The sequence below is a fragment of the Bradyrhizobium sp. USDA 4504 genome, from assembly GCF_054063995.1.
In genome coordinates, this window is record NZ_JBSSGV010000001.1 from 6139246 (window position 1) to 6162355 (window position 23110).

The 23110-nt window shown below is 65.3% G+C and carries 23 protein-coding genes and 1 pseudogene; 11 read left to right on the forward strand and 13 right to left on the reverse strand.

Going from position 1 to position 23110, the window contains the following annotated elements; translation table 11 throughout:
- Positions 1-124: 124 nt before the first annotated feature.
- The 5 genes from ACVMB1_RS28990 to ACVMB1_RS29010 form a co-directional block, all read right to left on the reverse strand.
- Complete coding sequence (locus ACVMB1_RS28990; RefSeq protein ID WP_076827506.1) at positions 125-1006, reverse strand: 3-hydroxybutyryl-CoA dehydrogenase; 882 nt, start codon at positions 1004-1006, stop codon at positions 125-127.
- A 248-nt stretch (positions 1007-1254) separates the two neighbouring features.
- Positions 1255-2205, reverse strand: a complete 951-nt coding sequence (locus ACVMB1_RS28995; RefSeq protein WP_141340063.1) for an electron transfer flavoprotein subunit alpha/FixB family protein — start codon at positions 2203-2205, stop codon at positions 1255-1257.
- Entirely contained in the window at positions 2205-2954 is a 750-nt protein-coding gene (locus ACVMB1_RS29000; RefSeq protein WP_016845285.1) for an electron transfer flavoprotein subunit beta/FixA family protein, read from the reverse strand. Before ACVMB1_RS29000 ends, ACVMB1_RS28995 begins: the two co-directional genes overlap by 1 nt.
- Before the next feature lie 117 nt (positions 2955-3071).
- The gene (locus ACVMB1_RS29005) at positions 3072-3644 is read right to left on the reverse strand and encodes a cob(I)yrinic acid a,c-diamide adenosyltransferase (protein WP_076827419.1); all 573 of its coding nucleotides are present in this window, start codon (positions 3642-3644) and stop codon (positions 3072-3074) included.
- 79 nt (positions 3645-3723) lie between these two features.
- Positions 3724-3918, reverse strand: a complete 195-nt coding sequence (locus ACVMB1_RS29010) for a twin transmembrane helix small protein (protein WP_028340366.1) — start codon at positions 3916-3918, stop codon at positions 3724-3726.
- 166 nt (positions 3919-4084) lie between these two features.
- Here ACVMB1_RS29010 and ACVMB1_RS29015 point away from each other — a divergent pair, with 166 nt between their 5' ends.
- Positions 4085-4945 carry a YihY/virulence factor BrkB family protein gene (locus ACVMB1_RS29015; protein ID WP_371852129.1) on the forward strand — a complete coding sequence of 287 codons (861 nt, stop codon included), beginning with the start codon at positions 4085-4087 and terminating at the stop codon, positions 4943-4945.
- On the opposite strand, the gene ACVMB1_RS29020 is transcribed toward ACVMB1_RS29015, so the two are convergent.
- A complete protein-coding gene (locus ACVMB1_RS29020; RefSeq protein ID WP_076827504.1) occupies positions 4872-6203 on the reverse strand; it encodes an ATP-binding protein in 1332 nt (443 codons plus the stop codon). The two genes, ACVMB1_RS29015 and ACVMB1_RS29020, sit on opposite strands and share 74 nt — an antisense overlap.
- Before the next feature lie 115 nt (positions 6204-6318).
- On the reverse strand, positions 6319-7188 hold the full coding sequence (gene gluQRS, locus ACVMB1_RS29025; RefSeq protein ID WP_076827417.1) for a tRNA glutamyl-Q(34) synthetase GluQRS: 870 nt from the start codon (positions 7186-7188) through the stop codon (positions 6319-6321).
- A gap of 133 nt (positions 7189-7321) precedes the next feature.
- On the opposite strand from gluQRS, the gene ACVMB1_RS29030 reads away from it, so the two are divergent.
- On the forward strand, positions 7322-7975 hold the full coding sequence (locus ACVMB1_RS29030) for a DNA-3-methyladenine glycosylase family protein (RefSeq protein ID WP_076827500.1): 654 nt from the start codon (positions 7322-7324) through the stop codon (positions 7973-7975).
- Positions 7976-8141: 166 nt separating this feature from the next.
- Positions 8142-9704 (forward strand): glycoside hydrolase family 17 protein, encoded by a 1563-nt coding sequence (locus ACVMB1_RS29035; RefSeq protein ID WP_076827415.1) that lies wholly within the window; start codon positions 8142-8144, stop codon positions 9702-9704.
- 111 nt (positions 9705-9815) lie between these two features.
- Here the strand turns inward: ACVMB1_RS29035 and ACVMB1_RS29040 are convergent, their stop codons facing one another.
- On the reverse strand, positions 9816-10703 hold the full coding sequence (locus tag ACVMB1_RS29040; RefSeq protein ID WP_141340062.1) for a LysR family transcriptional regulator: 888 nt from the start codon (positions 10701-10703) through the stop codon (positions 9816-9818).
- Positions 10704-10882: 179 nt separating this feature from the next.
- Here ACVMB1_RS29040 and ACVMB1_RS29045 point away from each other — a divergent pair, with 179 nt between their 5' ends.
- From ACVMB1_RS29045 to ACVMB1_RS29070, 6 genes and pseudogenes are all read left to right on the forward strand, one after another.
- Entirely contained in the window at positions 10883-11854 is a 972-nt protein-coding gene (locus tag ACVMB1_RS29045; protein WP_076827499.1) for an NAD(P)H-dependent flavin oxidoreductase, read from the forward strand.
- Between the two features lie 29 nt (positions 11855-11883).
- A complete protein-coding gene (locus ACVMB1_RS29050; protein WP_076827411.1) occupies positions 11884-13074 on the forward strand; it encodes an ABC transporter substrate-binding protein in 1191 nt (396 codons plus the stop codon).
- 15 nt (positions 13075-13089) lie between these two features.
- Positions 13090-14608: pseudogene (locus tag ACVMB1_RS29055) on the forward strand (acyl-CoA synthetase).
- A 104-nt stretch (positions 14609-14712) separates the two neighbouring features.
- Positions 14713-15798 (forward strand): DUF2855 family protein, encoded by a 1086-nt coding sequence (locus ACVMB1_RS29060; RefSeq protein ID WP_076827409.1) that lies wholly within the window; start codon positions 14713-14715, stop codon positions 15796-15798.
- Between the two features lie 111 nt (positions 15799-15909).
- Positions 15910-17697, forward strand: a complete 1788-nt coding sequence (locus ACVMB1_RS29065) for a flavin-containing monooxygenase (RefSeq protein ID WP_076827408.1) — start codon at positions 15910-15912, stop codon at positions 17695-17697.
- A 109-nt stretch (positions 17698-17806) separates the two neighbouring features.
- Positions 17807-18778 (forward strand): peptidyl-alpha-hydroxyglycine alpha-amidating lyase family protein, encoded by a 972-nt coding sequence (locus ACVMB1_RS29070; protein WP_076827407.1) that lies wholly within the window; start codon positions 17807-17809, stop codon positions 18776-18778.
- A 157-nt stretch (positions 18779-18935) separates the two neighbouring features.
- Here ACVMB1_RS29070 and ACVMB1_RS29075 read toward each other — a convergent pair whose 3' ends face one another.
- The gene (locus tag ACVMB1_RS29075; protein ID WP_076827406.1) at positions 18936-20690 is read right to left on the reverse strand and encodes a chloride channel protein; all 1755 of its coding nucleotides are present in this window, start codon (positions 20688-20690) and stop codon (positions 18936-18938) included.
- Positions 20691-20881: 191 nt separating this feature from the next.
- Here ACVMB1_RS29075 and ACVMB1_RS29080 point away from each other — a divergent pair, with 191 nt between their 5' ends.
- Positions 20882-21439 carry an HNH endonuclease gene (locus ACVMB1_RS29080; protein ID WP_016845270.1) on the forward strand — a complete coding sequence of 186 codons (558 nt, stop codon included), beginning with the start codon at positions 20882-20884 and terminating at the stop codon, positions 21437-21439.
- 58 nt (positions 21440-21497) lie between these two features.
- Here ACVMB1_RS29080 and ACVMB1_RS29085 read toward each other — a convergent pair whose 3' ends face one another.
- From ACVMB1_RS29085 to ACVMB1_RS29100, 4 genes are read right to left on the reverse strand one after another with little or no spacing between them, the layout of a single operon-like run.
- A complete protein-coding gene (locus tag ACVMB1_RS29085) occupies positions 21498-21710 on the reverse strand; it encodes a hypothetical protein (protein WP_028333636.1) in 213 nt (70 codons plus the stop codon).
- A gap of 29 nt (positions 21711-21739) precedes the next feature.
- A complete protein-coding gene (locus ACVMB1_RS29090) occupies positions 21740-21976 on the reverse strand; it encodes a hypothetical protein (protein ID WP_141340061.1) in 237 nt (78 codons plus the stop codon).
- Positions 21973-22200, reverse strand: a complete 228-nt coding sequence (locus ACVMB1_RS29095) for a DUF6894 family protein (RefSeq protein ID WP_057017740.1) — start codon at positions 22198-22200, stop codon at positions 21973-21975. Before ACVMB1_RS29095 ends, ACVMB1_RS29090 begins: the two co-directional genes overlap by 4 nt.
- A 16-nt stretch (positions 22201-22216) precedes the next feature.
- Positions 22217-22411, reverse strand: coding sequence for a hypothetical protein (locus ACVMB1_RS29100; protein WP_076827404.1), 195 nt, complete (start codon positions 22409-22411; stop codon positions 22217-22219).
- 212 nt (positions 22412-22623) lie between these two features.
- Here ACVMB1_RS29100 and ACVMB1_RS29105 point away from each other — a divergent pair, with 212 nt between their 5' ends.
- A complete protein-coding gene (locus ACVMB1_RS29105) occupies positions 22624-23109 on the forward strand; it encodes a MarR family winged helix-turn-helix transcriptional regulator (protein ID WP_057017738.1) in 486 nt (161 codons plus the stop codon).
- Position 23110 lies beyond the last annotated feature (1 nt).

A 23110-nucleotide genomic window follows, 5' to 3' on the forward strand; every position in this document is an offset into this window, starting at 1 on the left:
GACGGACCCCGCGCCTCGCGCTGACAGCACATCTGCTCGGACTTGGAACGGGTGTGACGATGATTGTCGGTCTGGTGCCCGCGACGCTTGCGCTGCTGCGGGCACTGATCTGAAGACGCGACGATTACCGCGTCGGGATCGGCTTGTCGCCGCGATAGTCGTAGAAGCCGCGCTGGCTCTTGCGTCCGAGCCAACCGGCCTCGACATACTTCACCAGCAGCGGACACGGCCGGTACTTGGAGTCGGCCAGCCCCTCGTGCAGCACCTGCATGATCGACAGACAGGTGTCGAGGCCGATGAAATCGGCGAGCTCGAGCGGGCCCATCGGATGGTGCGCGCCGAGCTTCATCGCGGCATCGATCGCCTCGACGTTACCGACGCCTTCATACAGCGTGTAGATCGCCTCGTTGATCATCGGCAACAGGATGCGGTTGACGATGAAGGCGGGGAAATCTTCCGACACCGCGACCTGTTTGCCGAGCTTGGCGACGAACGCCTTGGCGGTGTCGAAGGTCATGTCGTCGGTGGCGATGCCGCGGATCAACTCGACCAGTTCCATCGCCGGCACCGGATTCATGAAATGAATGCCGATGAACTTCTCCGGGCGGTCGGTCGAGGCGGCGAGCCTTGTGATCGAGATCGACGACGAGTTGGTCGCGACGATCGCCTCCGGCTTCAGTACCGCACAGACCTCGTGGAAGATCTTGCGCTTGGTCTCTTCCTTCTCGATCGCGGTCTCGATCACGAGATCGCAATCGGCGAGCGCGTCGAGCGACTCGGCGGAGGCGATGCGGTCGAGCGCCTGCTTGCGGTCGCTCTCGCTGATCGCCTTCTTCGCGACCTGCCGGGTCAGATTGCCGTTGATGGTCGCCAGCGCCGACTTCAGCCGGTCGCCGGACACGTCATTGAGCACCACGTCGAAGCCGGCCAGCGCCGCCACATGGGCAATGCCATTGCCCATCTGGCCCGAACCGATCACGCCGACCTTTTTGATTGCCACCGTCATCTTGTCATCCACCGGAACGGCGCGCACATCGCGCCTGCCCAATTCCAACGATACCCGAAGTAAAGCCTTCCGGGTTGCCCAATCCGCCGGAAAACGTTTCCCGGGACCATGATGTGATGACAGGTCATCATACCCGGGTCCCATTTTCCCCCGTCGAGCACGATCCTTTCGGAAAAACGTTTCCGGATCATTGCCTCGAAAATAATAACACCGGCCGGAGCTTACCCACCCGGCCGGTGTCTTGTCGCTTACTTTCCGAGCTTGCCGAGCGCTTCGGTGAGCTCCGGAACCGCCTGGTAGAGGTCGGCGACCAGGCCGTAATCGGCGACCTGGAAGATCGGCGCGTCCTCATCCTTGTTGATGGCGACGATCACCTTGGAGTCCTTCATGCCGGCCAGATGCTGGATCGCGCCGGAGATGCCGACCGCGACATAAAGTTCCGGAGCCACCACCTTGCCGGTCTGGCCGACCTGCCAGTCGTTCGGCGCATAGCCGGCATCGACCGCGGCGCGCGAGGCGCCGACGCCGGCGCCGAGCTTGTCGGCGAGCGGCTCGATGTACTTGGCGAAGTTCTCGCGGCTCTGCATGGCGCGGCCGCCCGAGACGATGATCTTGGCCGAGGTCAGCTCGGGACGGTCGCTCTTGGCGACTTCCTCGCCGACGAACGTCGACAGGCCGGGATCGGCGGCCGCAGCGGCGTTATCGATCGCAGCGCTGCCGCCTTCGCCGGCGGCGGCGAAGGTCGAGGTGCGCACCGTAATCACCTTCTTGGCGTCCTTCGACTTCACGGTCTGGATCGCGTTGCCGGCATAGATCGGCCGCTCGAAGGTGTCGGGGGCGACGACCTTGATGATCTCGGAGACCTGCATGACGTCGAGCAAGGCCGCGACGCGCGGCATCACATTCTTGAAGCGCGAGGTCGCGGGCGCGACGAACGCGTCATAGCTAGGAGCCAGCGCGACGATCAGCGCGGCCAGCGGCTCGGCAAGGTCGTGTTCATAGGCCGGGCCTTCGGCCACCAGCACCTTGGTGACGCCGGCAAGCTTGGCGGCTGCTTCCGCCGCCGCCTTGGTGCCCTGGCCGCCACCGGCAACCAGCACATGGACATCGCCGCCGAGCTGGCTCGCCGCGGTCAGCGCCTTGTTGGTCGCGTCCTTCAGCGTCTCGTGGTCGTGTTCAGCAATCAACAGCGTCGTCATCAGAGAACCCCGGCTTCGGTCTTGAGCTTGTTCACGAGTTCGGCGACGTCCTTGACCTTGACGCCCGCCTTGCGGCCTGCCGGTTCCGCGGTCTTCAGCACTTCCAGACGCGGCGTCACATCGACGCCGTAGTCAGCGACGCTCTTGTCGTCGATCGGCTTCTTCTTCGCCTTCATGATGTTGGGCAGCGACGCATAGCGCGGCTCGTTCAGGCGCAGGTCGGTGGTGACGATCGCCGGGCCCTTGAGCTTGATGGTCTGCAGGCCGCCGTCGACTTCGCGGGTGACCTTGAAGTCGGATCCTTCGACCTCGAGCTTGGAGGCGAAGGTCGCCTGCGACCAGCCGAGCAGCGCGGCCAGCATCTGGCCGGTCTGGTTCGAGTCGTCGTCGATCGCCTGCTTGCCGAGAATGACGAGGCCGGGCTGCTCCGCCTCGACCACCGCCTTCAGGATCTTGGCAACCGCGAGCGGTTCGACATTGCCTTCGGCCTTGACCAGGATGCCGCGGTCGGCACCCATCGCAAGTCCGGTGCGAATGGTCTCGGAGGCCTGCGCGGGTCCGATCGACACCACCACCACTTCGGTCGCCTTGCCGGCTTCTTTCAGCCGCAGCGCTTCCTCGACGGCGATTTCGTCGAACGGGTTCATCGACATCTTGACGTTGGCGAGCTCCACGCCCGTCCCGTCACTCTTGACGCGGACCTTGACGTTGTAGTCGACGACCCGCTTTACCGGCACAAGAACCTTCATCGATCCTCTTTCGCTTTGATTTTATGGGTTTCGGTTGGCTGGCGCGGAACCTAAAGGTCCCGTTTCTCCCGGTCAACGCGCCAAAGCCAAAAAACCGTCCCCCGGTTTTGAACCAGTTTAGCGGTTCTGGCCCGGCACCCACAACACGTCTCCCGCTCCCTTACTGTTCTGGAAGCGGCTGGCAACGAACAGGAAATCCGACAGCCGGTTCATATACTGGATGCCAGCCTGATTGACCGGCTCGTCGGGTTGGGCGGCGAGTTCCACCATCATCCGTTCCGCGCGGCGACATATCGTCCGGGCGAGATGCAGATAGGCAGAGGCAGGCGTGCCGCCGGGCAGCACGAACGAGGTTAGCGGCGCGAGCAGGTCGTTCAGGCTGTCGATATCGCGCTCGAGCCGCTCGACCTGGCTTGCCAGCATCCGCAGACGTTCGGCCTTGCCCTCGCGTTCGGGCACCGCGAGGTCGGCGCCGAGATCGAACAGATCGTTCTGGATCCGGCCCAGCATCGCATCGACCTCGGGGCTGCCGGCAAGGTGCAGCCGCACCACGCCGATCGCGGCATTGGTCTCGTCGACAGTGCCATAGGCGGCAATGCGCAGATCGTATTTCGGCCGCCTCTCGCCGGAGCCGAGCGCGGTGGTGCCGTCATCGCCGGTGCGCGTGTAGATCCGATTGAGAACAACCATGGCAGGCTCCGGTGTTCGATGTTCGAGTCCACCACTCCGATCGGGAGAGGTGGAGAATAGCCCGACAAATCTACCTCACCTAGCGCCCCATCGCCCAGACCGCGAGCATCGCGATGACAATGGCGACGAACTGCAGCAGCACGCGCAGCCGCATCAGCTTTTGCGACGTGTTCGGCGAGCCGCCCTTCATCATGTTGATGAGGCCGAGCAGGAGCACCAGCGCGACGGCGCCGACGGCGATGGGAAGAATGATCGTGCTGAGGAGAGATGTCATTTGCGGTACATAACACCGCAGGACGCGGACTTCCACACAGCCCGGCCATGCAACCAACTGGCTTTTCAGCGCGTAATATCAGATGCTGGGTCGGTTCTCGGGCCGAGCGGTTTTCGACAATGCCGGGTGGAATGTGAAGCAGCTTCGTTACGTCACCCACGTCGTGATGGATGCCTTTTACACGTTCCTCGCCGACGACGGCTGGGCGATCGCGAGCCACATCGCGCTGTCGACGCTGATGGCGCTGTTTCCGTTCCTGATCGTGCTGACCTCGGTGGCCGGCTTCTTCGGCTCCAAGCAACTCGCCGACCAGGCGGTCGGGCTGATGCTGCAGGTCTGGCCGCGGCAGGTCGCCGAGGCGCTGTCCGGCCAGATCCACGACGTGCTGACCAACACCCGCGGCGATATCCTGACCATCGGCGCGGTGCTCGCGGTCTACTTCGCCTCCAACGGCGTCGAGGCGCTGCGGGTGGCGCTGAACCGTGCCTACGCCGTGATCGAGCCGCGGCGCTGGTACTGGCTGCGGCTGGAGTCGATCGGCTACACGCTGGTCGCGGCGTTCACCTCGCTCGCGATGGCTTTCCTGATCGTGCTCGGACCGCTGATCATCGAGGCGGCGCGGCGCTATATCCCGTTCTTCGTCGAATCGAACGAGAGCCTGCTCAACACCGCCCGTTACGGCGTCACGATCCTGGCGCTGGTCGTCGCGCTTTTCATCCTGCACGCCTGGCTGCCGGCGGGCCGTCGCAGCTTCACGCAAATCCTGCCCGGCATCATCTTCACCATGGTGGCCTCGCTGCTCTCGGGCATCGGCTTCGGCATGTACCTCGCACGCTTCGCCAACAACTACGTCACGATGTATGCGGGGCTGGCCTCGGTGGTGATCGCACTGGTGTTCCTGTATTTCATCGCCGCGATCTTCGTGTTCGGCGGCGAGTTGAACGCGGCGATCATCAAGTCGCGGTTGCCACACGGCGTGTCGCTTCATGCAGCGCAGTCGCGAGCGCCCGCGGGGACACAGGCTTGACCAGGAAGCCGTCTGCGCCGGCAGCGCGCGCCGCGGCTTCGTCCTCGGCCCGGCCGGAAATCCCGACAATCATGATGCGACCGTGCGGCGGCGGCAGCGCGCGGATGCGTTTGATCGCCTCGATGCCGCCGATGCCGGGCAGCACCATGTCCATCAGCACGGCGTCGAAGGCGCCCTGCGCGAGCCGGTCGGGCGCGGCCTCGCCCTGACCGACGAATTCGGCGTGGTGGCCGAGCTCGGTCAGGATCGTGTTGAGCACGACGCGGCCGAACGGATTGTCCTCGACACTGAGCAGCCGCAGCCCTTGCGACAGCAGCGCCGCCGCGCTCTCGCCGGAGGCGGTGCCGGCCGGCCCTTCGGCGGGCGCCAGTTCCACCTTGAGCGTGAAGGTGGTGCCCCCGCCGGCGCGCCGGTCCGCGACGATGTCGCCGCCCATGGCGCGCGCGAGCTGCCTGACGGACGACAGGCCGAGCCCGGCGCCGCCGAACCGCGCGGCGATCGAGACGTTGGCCTGCGAGAACGGCCGGAACAGGCGCTTCACCTCCGATAGCGTCAGGCCGATCCCGCTGTCGGAGATCGCGAACGCGACGCCGATCTTGTCGCCCGACCTTGCCTTGACCATGCCCACCGGCACGATACGCAGCTCGATGCTACCCTGCTCGGTGAACTTCACCGCGTTGTCGATCAGATTTTCCAGCGCCGCGCGCAGACGGACGGGATCGCCGACCGCGAAGGCAGGCAACTGGTCGGAGACCTCGACGGAAGCCTGCAGCCCCTTGGCCGCCGCGCGGCCGGCGAGCGAATCCGCTGCGTGACGCGCCAGCGTGCGCAGGTCGAAGAAATCCTGCCGGATCTCGAGCCCCGGCCCCTCGCTCCGGGCGGCGTCGACGAACAGGGTCGCAAGGCTCGCCAGATGTTCGGCGCCGGCCTTGATGGTGTCGACCCAGCGCCGCTCGCGCTCGCCGAGATCGGATGTCGCGAGCAGATTGCTGATCGCAAGGATTCCGGTGAGCGGCGTCCGCACCTCATGGGCAAAGGCGGCAAGCGCGGCATCGACCATGCCGGGACCGGCCTTCGGGGCCGGCTTGGGCACGGCCCGCTTGCGGCGCGGCCTGGCCGCCACCTTGGCGGCGCGGGCCTTGGCAGTTCGTGTTTTGGCAGTTCGTGTCTTGGCAGCACGCGGTTTGGCGGCGCGCGCCTTCGGCGGCGTCCTTTTGGATGGCCGCTTGCTGCGCCGTGCGCGCGATTTTGACGCCATGGTCTCCGTGATCCCCACCCCGGTCAACAACATGGCATGCCAGGCGTGCCGGAGTCACGGCGACGTTTACGGCGCGCCCGCGCAAAACGCCATCATGCGATCAATTGGCCAGAATCTACGGCAAGCCGACCAGGCGGCGGATATCGGCCGGGCTCGCCCCAGCCGCCCGCAATTCGCGCAGTCCGGTCGCCTGGGTCGATTTCGACAGCTTTTGGCCGGCCGCGTCTCGGATCAGCCGGTGGTGCCGGTAGTTTGGCGCGGGCAGGCCGAGCAGTTCCTGCAACAGCCGATGCACGCTGGTCGACCAGAACAGGTCAACGCCCCTGACGACATCGGTAACGCCCTGCAGGGCGTCATCGATCACGACCGAGAGATGGTAGCTGGTTGGGGTCTCCTTGCGCGCCAGGATCACGTCGCCCCAGGCCTCAGGCCGGGCCACGACGTCTCCGCTCTCGCCAGCCGGCCCCTCGCCCGCTTCCAGCCAACGCAGCTCACCGGCGCGCGCGCGGGCTGAGGCCATGTCGAGCCGCAACGCGAACGGCACACCCTGCCCGATCAGCCGGTCGCGCGCCGCGGCCGACAGCGATTTGGCCAGCCCCGGATAAAGCGGCGCGCCGTCCGGATCGCGCGGCCACGCGCCGCCGGCCTCGCGCTCCGCGACCAGCCGCGCGATCTCGGCCCGGCTTTCGAAGCTCGGGTAGACCAGCCGCTGGGCCGACAGGCGGTCGAGCGCCGCGCCATAGGCGCCGAAATGCTCGGACTGCCGCCGCACCGGGGTCTCCCAGGCGATGCCGAGCCAGGCCAGATCCTCATAAATCGCCTGCTCGAATTCCGGCCGGCAGCGCGTCGCGTCGATGTCCTCGATCCGCAGCAGCAAGCGTCCGCCCGACTGCCGCGCGAGGTCGTGGTTGAGCAGCGCCGAATAGGCGTGGCCGAGATGCAGGTAGCCGTTCGGACTCGGCGCGAAGCGGAAAACGGGTGGCATGGTGATCGGTCACGCGTCATTGCCGGACTTGCCCCGGCGACTCTGGTTCATGCGCCCGGACAAGACTCTGTTACGATAGGAGATCGATGCGCGGGTCAAGCCCGCGCCTGACAAGCCGATGCAGACCCCGCAAATGCTGATTCACCTCGAAACCCAGGCCGACCTCGACGACGCGATCCATAAACTTGTCGAGCAGGACCGCCGCCTGCGCCCGATCCTGGAGCTGACCGGCATGCCGGCGATCCGGCAGCGCGAGCCCGGATTTGCCGGGCTTGCCGCGATCATCTGCGGCCAGCAGCTCTCGACCGCGAGTGCGGCGGCGATCTGGGGGCGCGTCAGCACGGCGTTCGACCCGTTCCACCATGACGCGATCCGCAAGGCGCGGGCCGACCGGCTCGGCCGGCTCGGGCTGTCGGCGGCCAAGATCAAGACGCTGAAGCACATCGCGCGCGAGCTCGCCGAGGAGCGGCTGAACCTCGACGTCCTTGCCAATGAGGAGGCCGATGCGGCGCACAACACGCTGACGGCGCTGCCCGGGATCGGCCCGTGGACCGCCGATGTCTATCTGCTGTTCTGCCTCGGCCATGGCGATGCCTGGCCCGCGGGCGACCTCGCCGTGCAGGAAGCGGTCAAGGTCGGGCTCGGCTTGAAGGAGCGGCCGACGCCGAAGCAGATGGCGCCGCTTGCGGAGCCGTGGCGTCCGCTGCGCGGCGCCGCAGCGCATCTGTGGTGGGCATATTATCGCGTGCTCAGAAATCGCGAGGGCGTGATCGCCGGTGCAAAGTAGTCGTGGAGAAAAACACACCAACTGCGTGATCGCGTGATATAGAATCAGCAGAGATATAGTTTTTCAATTTGCCGGCCTCGCCCATTTTGCACGCGCAGCACGTCCTTATTGCAAGGAGACGGACCTGATTTCTTTCCGTATCCCGCTGACGCTTCTCTCGTTATCCCTGGGCGCGATCGCCGCGGCGTGGTGGTGGCTCGGCATCCCGGTCGACCTGCCGCGCGCGCCGATCGATCCGAACGACAAGGTGCAATGCATCTCGTACGCGCCGTTCCGTAACAATCAGACATCGCTTTCGCCGGCGACGCAGGTCTCGCCGGAACAGATCGCGGAAGACCTCGCGCAACTCGCGAAGATATCCGACTGCATCCGCACCTATGCGACCGATCTTGGTCTCGATCAGATTCCCGCACTCGCGGCCAAGGCGGGGCTGAAGGTCATCCAGGGCATCTTCCTCGATCGAGACCGCAAGAAGAATGCAACGCAGGTCGCCACCGCGATCCGCCTCGCCCAGGAATATCCGGAAACCATCATCGCGCTCGTGGTCGGCAACGAAGTCTTGCTACGCAAGGAAATGTCGGCTTCCGACCTTGCCGCCACGATCCGCTCGATCAAGGCGCAGGTCTCCGTGCCCGTCACCTATGCCGACGTCTGGGAATTCTGGCTGAGCAATCGCGAGCTTTCCGACGCCGTCGACTTCGTCACGGTTCACATCCTGCCCTATTGGGAAAATGTTCCAATCCGGGCGGAAGATGCCGCCGCTCACGCCGACGAGATGCGCCGGCAGATCGCCGCGGCTTTTCCAGGCAAGGAAATCTTTATCGGAGAAATCGGCTGGCCCAGCGAGGGGCGCATGCGCGAGTCCGCGCTGCCGTCCCGCATCAATCAGGCGCGAGTGGTTTCGGAGGTCCTCGACCTTGCCCGGCGCCAGCATTTCCGCGTCAACCTGTTCGAGGCCTATGATGAAGGCTGGAAGCGGGAGATCGAGGGCACGGTCGGCGGCTCCTGGGGCCTGTTCGATTCCGAGCAGCGCATGCCGAAATATCCGCCGGGCCAACCGGTCAGCAATTTTCCGCTCTGGAAGCTGCAAATGGTCAGCGGAATGGGCCTGGCGATCCTCGTCTTCGGCGCGGCATGGCTGACCTTACGCCGCAAGCCGAGAAAGCCCGCATTCGCGTCGTGGCTTGCAGTCGCGCTATCGGCGACCACGGCTGGCATCCTGTTTGGCGTCGCCGAGCAGAGATTGGTCTATGAAAGCTACGGAACGGGAGGCTGGCTTGTGTGGGGCTCGCTGCTGGTGGCGGCCACGGCTTCGCCGGTGTTGAGCGCCGACGCCCTGATGTCGGGCCGCGCACCGCCCAGCTTTTTCGAAGTGTTGGGTCCGAAGGGTCACCACACTGAATCGGTGCTGGCAACCCTGCACGGACTGGCCTTGATGATCACCGTCGTGATCGGCACGGCGACCGCAATCGGTCTCGTGTTCGACCCGCGCTTCATTGATTTCCCTTTCGCGCCTCTCACCATGGCGGCGGTGCCCTTTGCGGCCGTGACGCTGCTCAATCCTCCCACGAAGGGAATCCGCCCACTGGCGGAGTCGATCTTTGCCGGCATTTTCATTGCAACGGCGATCTACACAGGATTCAACGAAGGGGCGGAGAACTGGCAGTCGCTGTGGACCTGCGCGGCCTTTGTCCTGCTCGCGGTGACGCTGTTGCGGGCGCGTGCTTGACAACGCGACCTAGAGCGTTTCCCGTTCCGATGGAATCGGAACGGCGCTCTAGATTCTTGTTTTGACGCGTTTTCTTCACGCGAACCGGTATCCACTTCGCTCGAAAACGCTCTAGCCGCGCAGCCTGACGCGATCCTCGCGCGCGCAGTCGGTGACGAAGCCGATGACGGCGCGCACCGCGGGAAGCTCGACCAGATCGGGATGGGCGAGCAGCCAGAGATCGGAAAGGCTCGAGAGCTTTTGCGGCGCGACCCGCACCAGATCGGGGTAGTCGGCCCCGACCAGGCAGGACAGCGCGCAAATCCCGAGCCCGGCCCGCGCCGCCGCGAGCATGTCGCCCTGCGATGAACAGCGCATCACCAGCGTGCCCTGTCGGGTGATGACGTCGCTCCAGCGCGCCAGATGCGCGTTCGAGGCCTGGTCGGCAAAGCCGATCACATGGTGGCCCCGCCACTCGTCCCGCCGCTCCGGCAGCTTGCGGCCTGCCGCATAGTCGCGGGAAGCGTAGAAGCCGGTGCCGAGCCGCCCGATCTTGCGCCCGATCAGGTTCTCCTCGCCCGCATCGACCGGCCGTAGCACCACGTCGGCCTCGCGGCGGCGCACGCTGGCCGGGAACGGATGGGTGATGATCTCGAGCTGGATGTTGGGGTGATCGCGCAGGAACGGGCCGAGGCGCGGCATCAGCCAGTGCGCGGCCAGCGTCGCGCCGATCGACAGCTTCACGACACCGCGCGCCTGCCCACCGGTGGCGGACGCGGCCGCCTCCGCGCGCAAGGCCGCCGCGGCCATCGCTTCGGCGTGCTCGCGGAATTTGCGGCCATGCGACGTCAGCGACAGGCCGTCATTGGAACGCGCGAACAGGCGGGTGCCGAGTTGCTGCTCGAGCGCCGCGACGTTGCGGCCGACGGTGGGATGGCTGATGCGCAGCCGCCGTGCCGCCCCGGCAAGGCTGCGTGTCTCCGCCACCGCGACGAATGTCTTGCAAAGCTCCCAGTCCATGCCGCTCCCCTTCTTGCGACATCGTTCATTTCTGGTCGATCCGATGTTCAATATTGAACGTCATGACCGAGCCGTCCAGCCTTATATTGCCGCGCCAAGAGCGCCACCGCTCCAGCCATCACAATAAATCGCGATCCGCCCCGGCTGCCGGCCGGGCGACGCGCATGGAGGATCCGAAAATGACGCTGCCCGTTTCGCTCGCCAACAGGCTTGAACTGCCGGTCGTCGGCTCCCCGCTGTTCATCGTCTCGGGGCCCGAGCTCGTGATCGCGCAGTGCAAGGCCGGCATCGTCGGCTCGTTCCCGGCGCTGAACGCCCGCCCGGCCGAAAAGCTCGACGAATGGCTGACCCAGATCGAGAACGAGCTCGGCGAGTACCAGGCGCTGCATCCGGAAAAGAAGGTCGCACCCTACGCCGTCAACCAGATCTGCCACGCCTCCAACGACCGGCTGATGCGCGACATGGAAACCTGCGTGAAGCACAAGGTACCCGTGATCATCACCTCGCTGCGCCCGCCGTCCGAGATCGTCGAGGCCGCGCACTCCTATGGCGGCGTGGTGTTCCACGACGTCATCAATGTAAAGCACGCGCGCAAGGCCGCCGAGCAGGGCGTCGACGGCCTGATCCTGGTCTGCGCCGGCGCGGGCGGCCACGCCGGCACGCTGTCGCCGTTCGCGCTGGTGCGCGAGGTCAAGCAATGGTTCAAGGGCACGATCCTGCTGTCGGGCGCGATCTCCGACGGCTGGAGCATCGCATCCGCGCTCGCGCTCGGCGCCGACCTCGCCTATATCGGCACCCGCTTCATCGCGACCGCGGAAGCCAACGCGGATATCAGGTACAAGCAGGCGCTGACCGAATACGCCGCGCACGACATCATCTATTCGAACCTGTTCACCGGCGTGCACGGCAACTATCTCGGACCGTCGATCGCGGCGGCAGGCCTCGATCCGGGCAACCTGCCGGTCGCCGACAAATCCAGCATGAACTTCGGCTCCGGCGGCAACATGAAGGCCAAGGCTTGGCGCGACATCTGGGGCTCGGGCCAGGGCATCGGCCAGATCACCGACGCCCCGCCGGTCGCCGAACTGGTGGCGCGGCTCAAGTCCGAGTTCGCCGCGGCGCGCAGCGACTTTCTGCGCACCAGCGCCTGACGCTGTTTCACAAAGTCCGGGAGTGAACCATGAAACGAGCGCAACACGCGCTTGCAGCCGCGCTTGCGGTCTGCGCGATCGCCGGCACGGCCGCCGCCGACAACGGCAACGAAGCGATCCGAATCGGCCAGACGCTGCCCTATAGCGGACCGGTCTCCGGCTTCGGCACCATCGGCCGCGCCCAGGAAGCGTTTTTCGCGAAGGTTAACGCGGAGGGCGGCATCAACGGCCGGCAGGTGAAATTCATCACGTTGGACGACGCCTATTCGCCGCCGAAGACCGTCGAGCAGACCCGCAAGCTGGTGGAGCAGGAGGAGGTGCTGATGATGTTCGGCTCGCTCGGAACCGCCACCAACAACGCCGTGCACCGCTATCTCAACAGCAAGAAGATCCCGCAATTGTTCGTGCTGAGCGGCGCGACCAAATGGGCCGACCCGAAGACCTATCCGTGGACCATGCCAGGCATGGCGTCCTACGAATCTGAGGGCGTGGTCTATGCCAAATATGTGCTGCAGGCCAAGCCCGACGCAAAGATCGCGATCCTTGCGCAGAACAACGATTTCGGCCGCGACTATGTCGCCGGCTTCAAGCGTGCGCTCGGCGGCAAGGCCGCGAGCATGATCGTCGCGGAAGCGAGCTACGAGACCTCAGCGCCCACCATCAGCTCGCAGCTCGCGACCCTGAAGGCGTCCGGTGCCGATGTGCTGTTCGGTGTCGTGCTCGGCAAGTTCACGCCGCAGATGATCAAGGGCGTGGCCGAGATCGGCTGGAAGCCGGACCTGTTCTTCGTGCCGACCTCCGCGTCGTCGATCTCGTTCCTGGAGCCCGCCGGGCTCGAGAACGCGGTCGGCCTGATCTCGTCCAGCAACCAGAAGGACACGATGGATGCGCAATGGGCCGATGATCCCGCCGTGAAGGACTATCTTGCCTTCATGAAGCAGTACCTGCCCAATGCGGACCTCAGCAACTCGAACTACTCGGCGGGCTATCATTATGCGACACTGCTGATGGCCGTGCTGAAGGCCTGCAAGAACGATTTCAGCCGCGAAAACATCATGCGCCAGGCGGCGTCATTGCGCGACGTTCCGCTGCCGCTATTGTTGCCGGGCATGACGGTATCGACCGGGCCGGACGACTACCTGCCGTTCCAGCAGTTGCGGCTGCGCCGGTTCAACGGCAAGAGCTGGATCAGCTTCGGCGAGATCCTGGACGATCGCTAGAAGACGAGGCGCGACATGATCATCAGCGGCGAAAGACAGATCAGCTACGGCGACATTCACGCCCGCATCGCGCGGGCGGCCAGCGGCTTCCGGGCGCTCGGCGTGCAGGGCGGCAAGCCGGTCGGCATGATGCTGCGCAACGATTTCGCGCTGTTCGAGGTGGTCGCGGCTTCGGCCGCGCTCGGCAGCCCGGTGGTGCCGATCAACTGGCATCTGAAGGCCGACGAGGTCGCCTACATCCTGTCCGACAGCGGCGCCGACACGCTGGTCTGCCACGCCGATCTGCTGCCGCAGATCCGCGACGGGCTACCGCCGGCAATCAAGCTGCTCGTGGTGACGACGCCGCCGGAGATTGCCGCGGCCTATGGCGTGGCGCCGGCGCTCACCCGCGTGCCCGACGGCATGACCGACTGGGACGTCTGGCGCGAGACGCATCAACCGCTGACCGACGCGCCGATCGGCGCGGCGCCGATGTTCTACACGTCGGGCACTACCGGACTGCCGAAGGGCGTCAAGCGCAAGCCGATGCGGCTCGAGCAGCAGGCGGCGGCCGCGCCGCGTCGGCGCCATCACCTATGGCGTCAAGCCGAACGAGGATCAGGTGATCCTGATGAACGGTCCGATGTATCATTCGGCGCCGCACTCCTACGGAATGCTCGCGTTCCGCAACGGCTGCAAGATCGTGCTTGAGCCGCGCTTCGATCCGGAAGATCTGCTGCAACTGATCGAGCGCCACCATGTCACCCACATGCATATGGTGCCGACCATGTTCGTGCGGCTGCTGCGCCTGCCCGAGGAGACGCGGCGCCGCCACGACCTGTCGTCGCTGCGCTTCATCGTCCACGGCGCGGCGCCCTGCCCTGTCGACGTCAAGCGCGCGATGATCGAGTGGTGGGGACCGGTCATCAACGAATATCTCGGCTCGACCGAGACCGGCATCCCGGTCTGGCATTCGTCAGCCGAAGCGCTGGCCAAGCCCGGCACCGTCGGCCGCGCGATCGAAGGCGGCATCGTCAAGATCTTCCGGCCCGACGGGACGCAATGCGACGTCGGCGAGCCCGGCGAGATCTTCATGCGTCAGACGTTGATCTCGGACTTCGACTATCACGGCAACGCCAAGGCGCGCGCCGAGGCCGATCACGACGGACTGATCAGCGTCGGCGATGTCGGCTATCTCGACGCGGACGGCTATCTGTTCCTGTGCGACCGCAAGCGCGACATGGTGATCTCGGGCGGCGTCAACATCTATCCCGCCGAGATCGAGAATGCCCTTATCGGCATGGCAGGCGTCCGCGACTGCGCGGTGTTCGGCGTTCCCGACGACGAATACGGCGAGCGGCTGTTCGCCTGCGTCGAGCCGGAAGCAGGCATCACGCTTTCGGTTGCGGCGATCCAGGATTTCCTGCGCGACAAGCTCGCCAATTTCAAGGTGCCGAAGGATATCCGCTTCATGGACGCGCTGCCGCGGGAAGCCACCGGCAAGATCTTCAAGCGCAAGCTGCGCGACCTCTACCGCGAAGGACAGCTCGGCTGAACGATCTGACGGCGAAGCGAACGGCGTTTGAAACTTAGTTGCTGTTGCAAACGGCCGGCAATCGACGCAACGATGCCGGCACATCCTGAGCCCGCATCACCGCCATGAACTCGACCGACTTCATCGTCATCCGCAACGATCTGCAGCAGTGCAAGGTGATCGAGACGCAGTTGCCCGATGCCGCGGCGCTGCCGGCCGATGCGCTGCTGGTGAAGGTGACCCGCTTCGCCTTCACCGCCAACAACATCACCTACGCCGTGATCGGCGAGCAGCTGAAATACTGGCAGCTGTTCCGGGCGCCCGAAGGCTACGGCATCATCCCGGTGTGGGGCTTCGGCGAGGTGCTGGTATCGAAACATCCGATGATCGCAGCCGGCGAAACGCTGTTCGGCTATTTCCCGATGGCGACCCATCTGGTGATCGAGGCTACCGACGTCAGCAAGCGCGGCCTGCGCGACGGCGCCGCGCACCGGCAGGAGGTCTCGCCGGTCTACAACGCTTACGCCCGCGTCTCCGGCGATCCGACCTATGCCGGCCGGCAGGGCGATTTCCGCGCGCTGCTGCTGCCGCTGTTCATGCTGTCCTTCCTAGTCGACGACTTCCTGGCCGAGAATGCGTTCTACGGCGCACGCCGCGTCATCCTGTCGTCGGCCTCGAGCAAGACCGCGTTCGGCCTCGCCCATCTCGTGCACAAGCAGGGTATCTCCGTGATCGGGCTGACCTCCAAGGGCAATGTCGATTTCGTCAGCTCGCTCGGTTGCTATGACGAGGTCGTCACCTATGACCAGGTTGCCGCGATCCCGGCGGCCGAGCCGACAGCCTATGTCGACATGGCCGGCAACAGCGCGCTGCGCGAAAGTCTGCACCGGCACTTCGGCACGCAGATGGTCTATTCCGGCCGGGTCGGGCTCACGCATCGCGCGAGCGAGCCGGAGGAGCCGACGCTGCCCGGCGCCAACCCGGTGTGGTTCTTCGCCCCGGACCAGATCCGCAAGCGCGCCAAGGAATGGGGTCCGGGCGGCATCGACCAGCGTTTTGGCGTCGCCTGGGCGGAGCTCGTGCCGCATCTGCCCATTTGGCTCGACGTCGTCGAGCGGCGCGGCCCGGCCGCGGTGCGCGAGGCCTATCTCGATACCCTGCAAGGCCGCGTTCCACCGGATCAAGGCCTGATCCTGTCGCTGGCCGAATAGGCGCTATCTCGTCGCGCCCTTTCTGCACGCCTTCGAATGGGTATAGGCTTCGCGGAAAGGGAACGCCGCCAAGAAAATATCAGCAAGGCGGCCGATGGCGAGAAACGCTCAATGCTCGACAAGACGGACGATATTTCGGTCGCCGCCGACAATTGGCTTGTGCAGTTCGAAGATGCGCTGGCGAGCCCGGACGATGTGCTGCTGAAGCCACTGTTCCATCCCGACAGCTACTGGCGCGACGTGCTGGCGCTGAGCTGGAACATCCAGACCGTCAACCGGGCCTTCGCAATCATCGAGGAGCTGCCGGCGCATGCGCGTCGCAGCGCGCCGCATGACTTCCGCATCGATGCCGAGCGCGCGGCGCCGCGCCGCGTGACGCGCGCCGGCACCCATGCGATCGAGGCGATCTTCAAATTCGAGACGGCGGTCGGCCGCGGCCATGGCATCGTGCGGCTGATCCCCGATGCCGCCGACGACGATCGCCTGAAGGCCTGGACCTTGCTGACGGCGCTCGAGGAGCTGAAGGGTTTTGAGGAGCAGCAGGGCCACACCAGGCCGCGCGGGCAGTCCTATTCGCGCGACTTCCGCGGCCCCAACTGGCTCGACCTGCGCAAGGCATCCGCCGAATATGCCGACCGCAACCCTGATGTGCTGGTGGTCGGCGGCGGACAGGCCGGGCTTGCGATCGCCGCGCGGCTGCAGCAGCTCAAGATCGACGCGCTGATCGTCGACCGCGAAGCACGCGTCGGCGACAATTGGCGCAAGCGCTATCACGCGCTGACCCTGCACAACCAGGTACAGGTCAATCACCTGCCCTACATGCCATTCCCGCCGAACTGGCCGACCTACATCCCGAAGGACAAGCTCGCCAACTGGTTCGAAGCCTACGTCGACGCCATGGAGCTGAACTTCTGGACCGGCACGGAATTTGTCGGCGGCAGCTATGACGACGCAACGGGGCGTTGGACCGTCGAGCTGCGCCGCGCCGACGGCACGACACGGACAATGCAGCCGCGCCATGTCGTGATGGCGACCGGCGTCAGCGGCATTCCCAATCTGCCCGACATCCCCGGTTTGAAAGATTTTGGCGGCAAGGTGATGCATTCCAGCCGCTACGAGGACGGCGAGAACTGGACCGGCAAGCGCGCGCTGGTGATCGGCACCGGCAACAGCGGCCACGACATCGCGCAGGACCTGCATTCCTCGGGCGCCGAGGTCACGCTGGTACAGCGCTCCTCGACGCTGATCACCAATATCGAGCCGTCGGCGCAGCTGGCCTATGCCGCCTACAATGAAGGTACGCTCGAGGACAACGATTTGATCGCGACCTCGATGCCGCTTGTGCTCGCCAAGCGCAGCCATGTGCTGATGACCGAGCAGTCGAAAGAGCTCGACAAGCCGCTGCTCGACGGCCTCGCGCGCAAGGGCTTCAAGCTCGATTTCGGCGATGGCGGCACCGGCTGGCAGTTCAAATACCTGACCCGCGGCGGCGGCTACTACTTCAACGTCGGCTGCTCCGATCTGGTCGCGAGCGGTGCGGTCGCGCTGCGGCAATTCGCCGACATCGACACCTTCGTGAGCGAGGGCGCGCGGCTGAAGAACGGCGAGATCGTTGCCGCCGACCTGATCGTGCTCGCGACCGGCTACCGGCCGCAGGAAGAGCTGGTCAAGAAACTGTTCGGCGAGGCGATGGCCGCGCGCGTCGGCCCGATCTGGGGCTTTGGCGACGGCCAGGAACTGCGCAACATGTACACCCGCACGCCGCAGCCCGGCCTGTGGTTCATCGCCGGCAGCCTCGCGCAATGCCGCATCAACTCGCGCTATCTCGCATTGCAGATCAAGGCGATCGAGGAAGGCCTGTTGCCGCGCGACGTCGGGCCACGGGCGGATTTTTCCTAACCCCACCATCGTCATTCCGGGCTGGTCCGAAGGACCAGACCCGGAATGACGAGCTTCCGGGTTCGATGCTGCGCATCGCCCCGGAATGACGGCTCAGAGGAGAGACAACATGCCAACCACCCTCGGCACCGGCGAACACCGCTATCGCGTGGTGGAGAACTTCGCAAAACTCCCCGACGGCTGGAGCCTGACCGATGTTGCCTCCGTCGCGGTCGACAGCAAGGACCGCGTCTACGTTTTCAACCGCGGCGACCATCCGATGGTGGTGCTCGACCGCGATGGGAATTTCATCAAGAGCTGGGGCGAAGGCGAGTTCTCGCGTGCCCACGGCCTGCATATCGACGCCGACGACAATCTCTATTGCACCGATGACGGCGACCACACCGTGCGCAAATGCTCGACCGACGGCAAGGTGCTGCTGACGATCGGCATCCCGAACAAGCCGGCGCCGTTCATGAGCGGCGAGCCGTTCCACCGCTGCACCCATACCGCGCTGTCGCCGAAGGGCGAGATCTATGTCTCCGATGGCTACGGCAATGCCTGCGTCCACAAATACACGCCGGATGGCAAGCTGATCAAAACCTGGGGCGAGCCCGGCACCGACCCCGGCCAGTTCAACATCGTGCACAACATCGCGACCGACGCCGATGGCTGGGTCTATGTCGCCGACCGCGAGAACCACCGCGTCCAGGTGTTCGACGGCAACGGCAGATACGAGACGCAGTGGAACAACCTGCACCGGCCCTGCGCGCTGTGCTGCTGCGGCGGTGGCAAGCAGCCGAACTTCGTGATCGGCGAGCTCGGCCCCGGCATGGCGGTGAATCGCAAGGTGCCCAATCTCGGCCCGAGACTGTCGATCGTGGATCACACCGGCAAGCGCATCGCGCGCCTCGGCGGCGAGCAAGGCCCCGGCGTCGAGACCGGCAAATTCCTGGCGCCGCACGGCATCGCGCTGGATTCCCGCGGCGACATCTATGTCGGCGAAGTCGGCGTCACCGACTGGAAGACCAGCTTTCCGGACACCGAGATGCCGGCCGCGGTGCGCGTGACGCGGTGCCTGCAGAAGCTGGAGAAGGTTTAGATTCAGTCTCCCACCGTCACTCCATCACCGTCACGCTGAGGAGCGCGCATCGCGCGCGTCTCGAAGGGTCGACGGCCCCCGGCTGGTGGCCGTGCATCCTTCGAGACGCCGCTTCGCGGCTCCTCAGGATGACGGGTCGAAAAGCGTTCCCGCGCAATCAAATCTCGCCGATCACCTCGCGGCGGCGCTGCTCGGATTCTTCCGCGTAGCGCCGCATGGCGTGCGCTTCGGTGAGCAGGCCGATCGGCCGGCGGTCACCTTCGACCACGGCGAGCGATTCCGCTTCGGCCGCGTCGAACACCGCGATCGCCTCCTGCACGTTCATGCCGGGATGCAGCACCACATCGGCATAGCGCAGAATCGCGGCAAGCCCCTTGTCGGCCTCGATATCGGGCGCATGCGCTTCGGCGACCAGCGCAAGCCCGGCGTAATGCCCCTCGCCGTCGACCGCGACGACCTGGGTCTTCGAGCCCGGGGGGAATTCCTCGCGGAACGCCTCGATCGGCATCGCGGCGTTCACCGTCGTCATGTCCTGCCGCATCATCTTGCCGACCGTGAGATCGCGGATCCAGCCGATATCGGCGGCGCTGCGGATGGTCTCGCCGCGCAGATGCAATCGCCAGGTCGCGAACGAATAGCCGAATAGCTCGCGCGTGATCGTGGTCGAGATGATGACCGCGACCAGCACCGCGGTGGTAAGCCAGAGGTTGCCGGTGGATTCCAGCGCGATGAACGACATCGTCAGTGGACCGCCGATCACCGAGGCCGACAGCGCGCTCATGCCGATCACCGCATAGGCGTTGGGGTCGAGGTTCAGCCCCGGCCACACGATGTCGACGCCGGCGGCGAACAGCCGGCCGCCGAGCGCGCCCATGAACAGCGTGGCGAAGAACAATCCGCCACGAAAGCCCGAGCCGAGCGAGATGATCGAGGCCACCGCCTTCAGCGCGAACACGCCGGCGATGAAGGCAAGCGGCATCGCCACGATGCCGGCGAAGCGCAGCGCGCCATGGCCCGACGACATCACCTGCGGCGTCAATAGCGCCATCGCGCCGACCGCAAGCCCGCCGAGCGCCGGCCGCAGCGGCGGCCACAGCCGGCTCTTGGTCAGCAGCGCCTCGCACAGCGTCACCCCGCGCATGATCGCAATGCCGGTCAGGGCCGCGACCATGCCGAGCAGCGCTGCAATCGCAAGATCCCGTCCGAGCACATCGCCGACGGTTCCGACGCCGACGCCGAGCGGCAGCGGTTCGAAGGCATGGGCAACGAAGTAGCCGGTCACCGCCGCCACGCCGACCGGGGTCAGGCTGGCCGGCGTATAGCCGCCGATCACAAGCTCGAAAGCGTAGAACGCACCCGCAAGCGGCGCGCTGAAGGCGCCGGCGATCGCCGCCGCCGCACCGCAGCCCACCATGATTCGCTGGTCGTTGCGGCGGAGGTGAAAGCCGCGCCCGAGCGAGGCGGCGAGGCCGCTGGAGAGCTGGGTGTAGCCGGCCTCGAGCCCGACCGAGCCGCCGACGCCGCTTGACCAGATCGTCTGCAGCGCCACGATCATGCTGCCGCGGAACGACATCCGCCCGCCATAAAGCGCGTTGGCCTCGATCGGGTCGATTTCGCGGGCCGGCCGGACCCGGAGCAACAGAAGGAACGCAAATCCCAGCAGCAGGCCGCCGATCGTGGGAACCACGAGCGCGCGCACGGGATCGATGCTGGGCTGGCTCGACAACCGGTCGCCGGGCGGCAGATTGAACAGCACCGAATGCAGCACCGTGACGAGGCTGCTCATGACCGCCACCACGAGGCCGCCAATGGCGCCGATCAGCACCGCCAGCACCACAAGGCTCGTCTCGTGCGCGCGCACGAACGCGCGCAACCGGCGCGGCGCCTCGAGATAGCTTGAGGTCGTGGTCATCGGCAAGGTCCGTCACTGGCCGACAGGGCCTTGCGGCTCCCTTTACGGGCCTCGCGGGTGGGAGGCAATCGGGGCAGGAACATGGCAGGGCGCGGCGGATAAGCCGCTCATTGCTCTTCACAATCCCGTCACGCTGCCTGTAGTATGTGAGTGCATGCTGCTTCGCAGCTAATGGGAGTCAGGAGCGTTATTTGAACGCACATGTCTCGCAAGGCGGTTGGCCGGTGCTGGTCTTGAATGCGGACTTCCGGCCGCTGAGTTATTACCCGCTGTCGCTCTGGTCCTGGCAGGACGCGATCAAGGCGGTGTTCCTCGATCGTGTCAACATCGTCGAATATTACGACCGGGCGGTACGAAGTCCTTCCTTCGAAATCCAGCTGCCGAGCGTCGTATCCCTCAAGTCCTTCGTCAAGCCGACCACCCACCCCGCCTTCACCCGGTTCAACGTTTTCCTGCGCGACCGATTCAGCTGCCAGTATTGCCTGTCGGGCGACGATCTCACCTTCGATCACATCATTCCGCGCAGCAAGGGTGGCCAGACCACCTGGGAAAACGTCGTCGCCGCCTGCTCGCCCTGCAATTTGCGTAAGGGCAATCTGACGCCGCAGCAGGCCAAGATGTTTCCGAAGCAGACGCCCTACGCCCCGACCGTGCATCAGCTGCATCGCAACGGCCGGCTGTTTCCGCCGAACTATCTGCACGAGAGCTGGCTCGATTATCTCTACTGGGATACTGAGCTCGATCCGTAGAGCGCGCTGGCGCGCATCGTCGTCCCATCGAATGCAAGCCGTACTGCTGTGATTTGGATCAGGCGGGTCGCTTGGTGAGGGCCGCTTCACCCTCCTCGCGCCCGGGAACGCTGACGTGGACCTCGTGCCCCATCCTGATCGCCAGAGCCGCGGCGGCCGCCGCGGATTCGAATGCAGCTTCCTTGGTGGCGTATCCGCCGTTGAGATTGCCGTCGTGCAGGACGCCCCATTCCTCGCCGGCTGCAATCACCGCATATTGAGCCAATCCCATCGTCTCCTCCTTGCGCCAGCGGCGCTGCGTCAGGTCTCATTCCGCTTGTATCTGTCGCGGACGACCTCCTCGCCGGCCTGCACCGTGCGCCTGCTGCGAAAATGGTGTTGAAGCACGCCGAAGATCAAAGCGGTCAGCAGCACGAGCGCTCCGATGCCGTAGATGATCTCAAGGCCCATATCCATTTGGTCTCTCCAGGCCCTGTTCTCAAAGCCTTGTTCTCGAAGCCTTGCTCTCTTGCCGCCCGCCGGGGCGGCATCGTTCATCCGCTCTTCGCGGCACTGTCGATGCTTTCGCGGTGAATTTCGCGGGCGTCGCTGCCGATCACCGAGATGTAGTAGCCGCGGCCCAGATATTCCTGTCGGGTCTCCGCAAGGTCGATGGCGAGCCGCTTGGCCACCGCAATGGCTTCATCGCGGTCGGCAACCGGCTGACCGGTTGCATCGATCACGCGCTCATCATTCACGATCGCGAAATGAAAGGCGGACATTGGCTATCTCCGCGCATCAATGCGTGTTCGATTCATGCCACTTTTCCAGGTCCGGCTTCTCGTCTCCGGAGGCCTTCGCGTCTCCTGAGCGCCTCGCATCTCCGGAGCGCTGCTCCTTCTCCGGGTTTCCCTTCCACGGCTTGTCGGTTTGCGCGTGGGAACCCCAGTCGCTCGAGCGTCCGGAATCCTGCGTTACCGGCTTTCTGTTCATGACAATCTCCTCAAGAACAGAAGCATCTGTATCCCGATGTGTTCCTAACCCGCCGCGCTCAAGGTCCGCCCGCAACCGAGCATAACCAGCGCATCGAGGTCGATCCCGCAGCAGTACTGACACTCCCTCACGCAGGATCGCATTCGCGTGATCATCCGCGATGTTCGTACTATATCGTTGCATCCTAATAGTTCGCATCCTATCTAGTTTACATGCCTTCACAGTCCCATATCCACGCCGAGATCGGCCGCCTGGTGACCAGACTGGCCCGGATCTGGCGCCGCGAGTCGGATCAGGCCTTGTCCGACCACGGACTGTCCTACGCGACGGCGATTCCGCTACTGGTGTTGTCCCGCCAGGGGGAAAACGTCCGGCAAGGCGTGCTCGCGGATGAACTGGGAATCGAGGGGCCTTCACTGGTGCGGCTGATCGATCTGCTGCAGTCTGAAGGCCTGGTCGAGCGTCGCGAGGACCCGACCGACCGGCGCGCCAAGACGCTGCATCTCACCGCGGCCGGCGGAGCCAAGGTAGAGGAGATCAATCGGGTGCTGCGTCGCGTACGGGCCAGCCTGCTGAAGGATATCGGCAGCGCGGAACTTGCGGTAACCTTCGAGACGCTGCAGCTCATCGAGCAGCGGGCGAGCCGCCTGCAGGACGCCAGGACTGCGCCAGCCAGGACTGCTCCAGAGGCGAAATAGT

Coding starts and splice junctions, on each gene's coding strand:
- ACVMB1_RS29070 (WP_076827407.1), top strand. CDS start 17,807: ATGCCAACCACCCTCGGCACCGGCGAACACCGCTATCGCGTGGTGGAG.
- ACVMB1_RS28990 (WP_076827506.1), bottom strand. CDS start 1,006: ATGACGGTGGCAATCAAAAAGGTCGGCGTGATCGGTTCGGGCCAGATG.
- ACVMB1_RS29060 (WP_076827409.1), top strand. CDS start 14,713: ATGAACTCGACCGACTTCATCGTCATCCGCAACGATCTGCAGCAGTGC.
- ACVMB1_RS29050 (WP_076827411.1), top strand. CDS start 11,884: ATGAAACGAGCGCAACACGCGCTTGCAGCCGCGCTTGCGGTCTGCGCG.
- ACVMB1_RS28995 (WP_141340063.1), bottom strand. CDS start 2,205: ATGACGACGCTGTTGATTGCTGAACACGACCACGAGACGCTGAAGGAC.
- ACVMB1_RS29045 (WP_076827499.1), top strand. CDS start 10,883: ATGACGCTGCCCGTTTCGCTCGCCAACAGGCTTGAACTGCCGGTCGTC.
- ACVMB1_RS29085 (WP_028333636.1), bottom strand. CDS start 21,710: ATGGGATTGGCTCAATATGCGGTGATTGCAGCCGGCGAGGAATGGGGC.
- ACVMB1_RS29030 (WP_076827500.1), top strand. CDS start 7,322: ATGCTGATTCACCTCGAAACCCAGGCCGACCTCGACGACGCGATCCAT.
- ACVMB1_RS29005 (WP_076827419.1), bottom strand. CDS start 3,644: ATGGTTGTTCTCAATCGGATCTACACGCGCACCGGCGATGACGGCACC.
- ACVMB1_RS29000 (WP_016845285.1), bottom strand. CDS start 2,954: ATGAAGGTTCTTGTGCCGGTAAAGCGGGTCGTCGACTACAACGTCAAG.
- ACVMB1_RS29020 (WP_076827504.1), bottom strand. CDS start 6,203: ATGGCGTCAAAATCGCGCGCACGGCGCAGCAAGCGGCCATCCAAAAGG.
- ACVMB1_RS29065 (WP_076827408.1), top strand. CDS start 15,910: ATGCTCGACAAGACGGACGATATTTCGGTCGCCGCCGACAATTGGCTT.
- gluQRS (WP_076827417.1), bottom strand. CDS start 7,188: ATGCCACCCGTTTTCCGCTTCGCGCCGAGTCCGAACGGCTACCTGCAT.
- ACVMB1_RS29105 (WP_057017738.1), top strand. CDS start 22,624: ATGCCTTCACAGTCCCATATCCACGCCGAGATCGGCCGCCTGGTGACC.
- ACVMB1_RS29090 (WP_141340061.1), bottom strand. CDS start 21,976: ATGAACGATGCCGCCCCGGCGGGCGGCAAGAGAGCAAGGCTTCGAGAA.
- ACVMB1_RS29095 (WP_057017740.1), bottom strand. CDS start 22,200: ATGTCCGCCTTTCATTTCGCGATCGTGAATGATGAGCGCGTGATCGAT.
- ACVMB1_RS29075 (WP_076827406.1), bottom strand. CDS start 20,690: ATGACCACGACCTCAAGCTATCTCGAGGCGCCGCGCCGGTTGCGCGCG.
- ACVMB1_RS29100 (WP_076827404.1), bottom strand. CDS start 22,411: ATGAACAGAAAGCCGGTAACGCAGGATTCCGGACGCTCGAGCGACTGG.
- ACVMB1_RS29040 (WP_141340062.1), bottom strand. CDS start 10,703: ATGGACTGGGAGCTTTGCAAGACATTCGTCGCGGTGGCGGAGACACGC.
- ACVMB1_RS29010 (WP_028340366.1), bottom strand. CDS start 3,918: ATGACATCTCTCCTCAGCACGATCATTCTTCCCATCGCCGTCGGCGCC.
- ACVMB1_RS29015 (WP_371852129.1), top strand. CDS start 4,085: ATGGATGCCTTTTACACGTTCCTCGCCGACGACGGCTGGGCGATCGCG.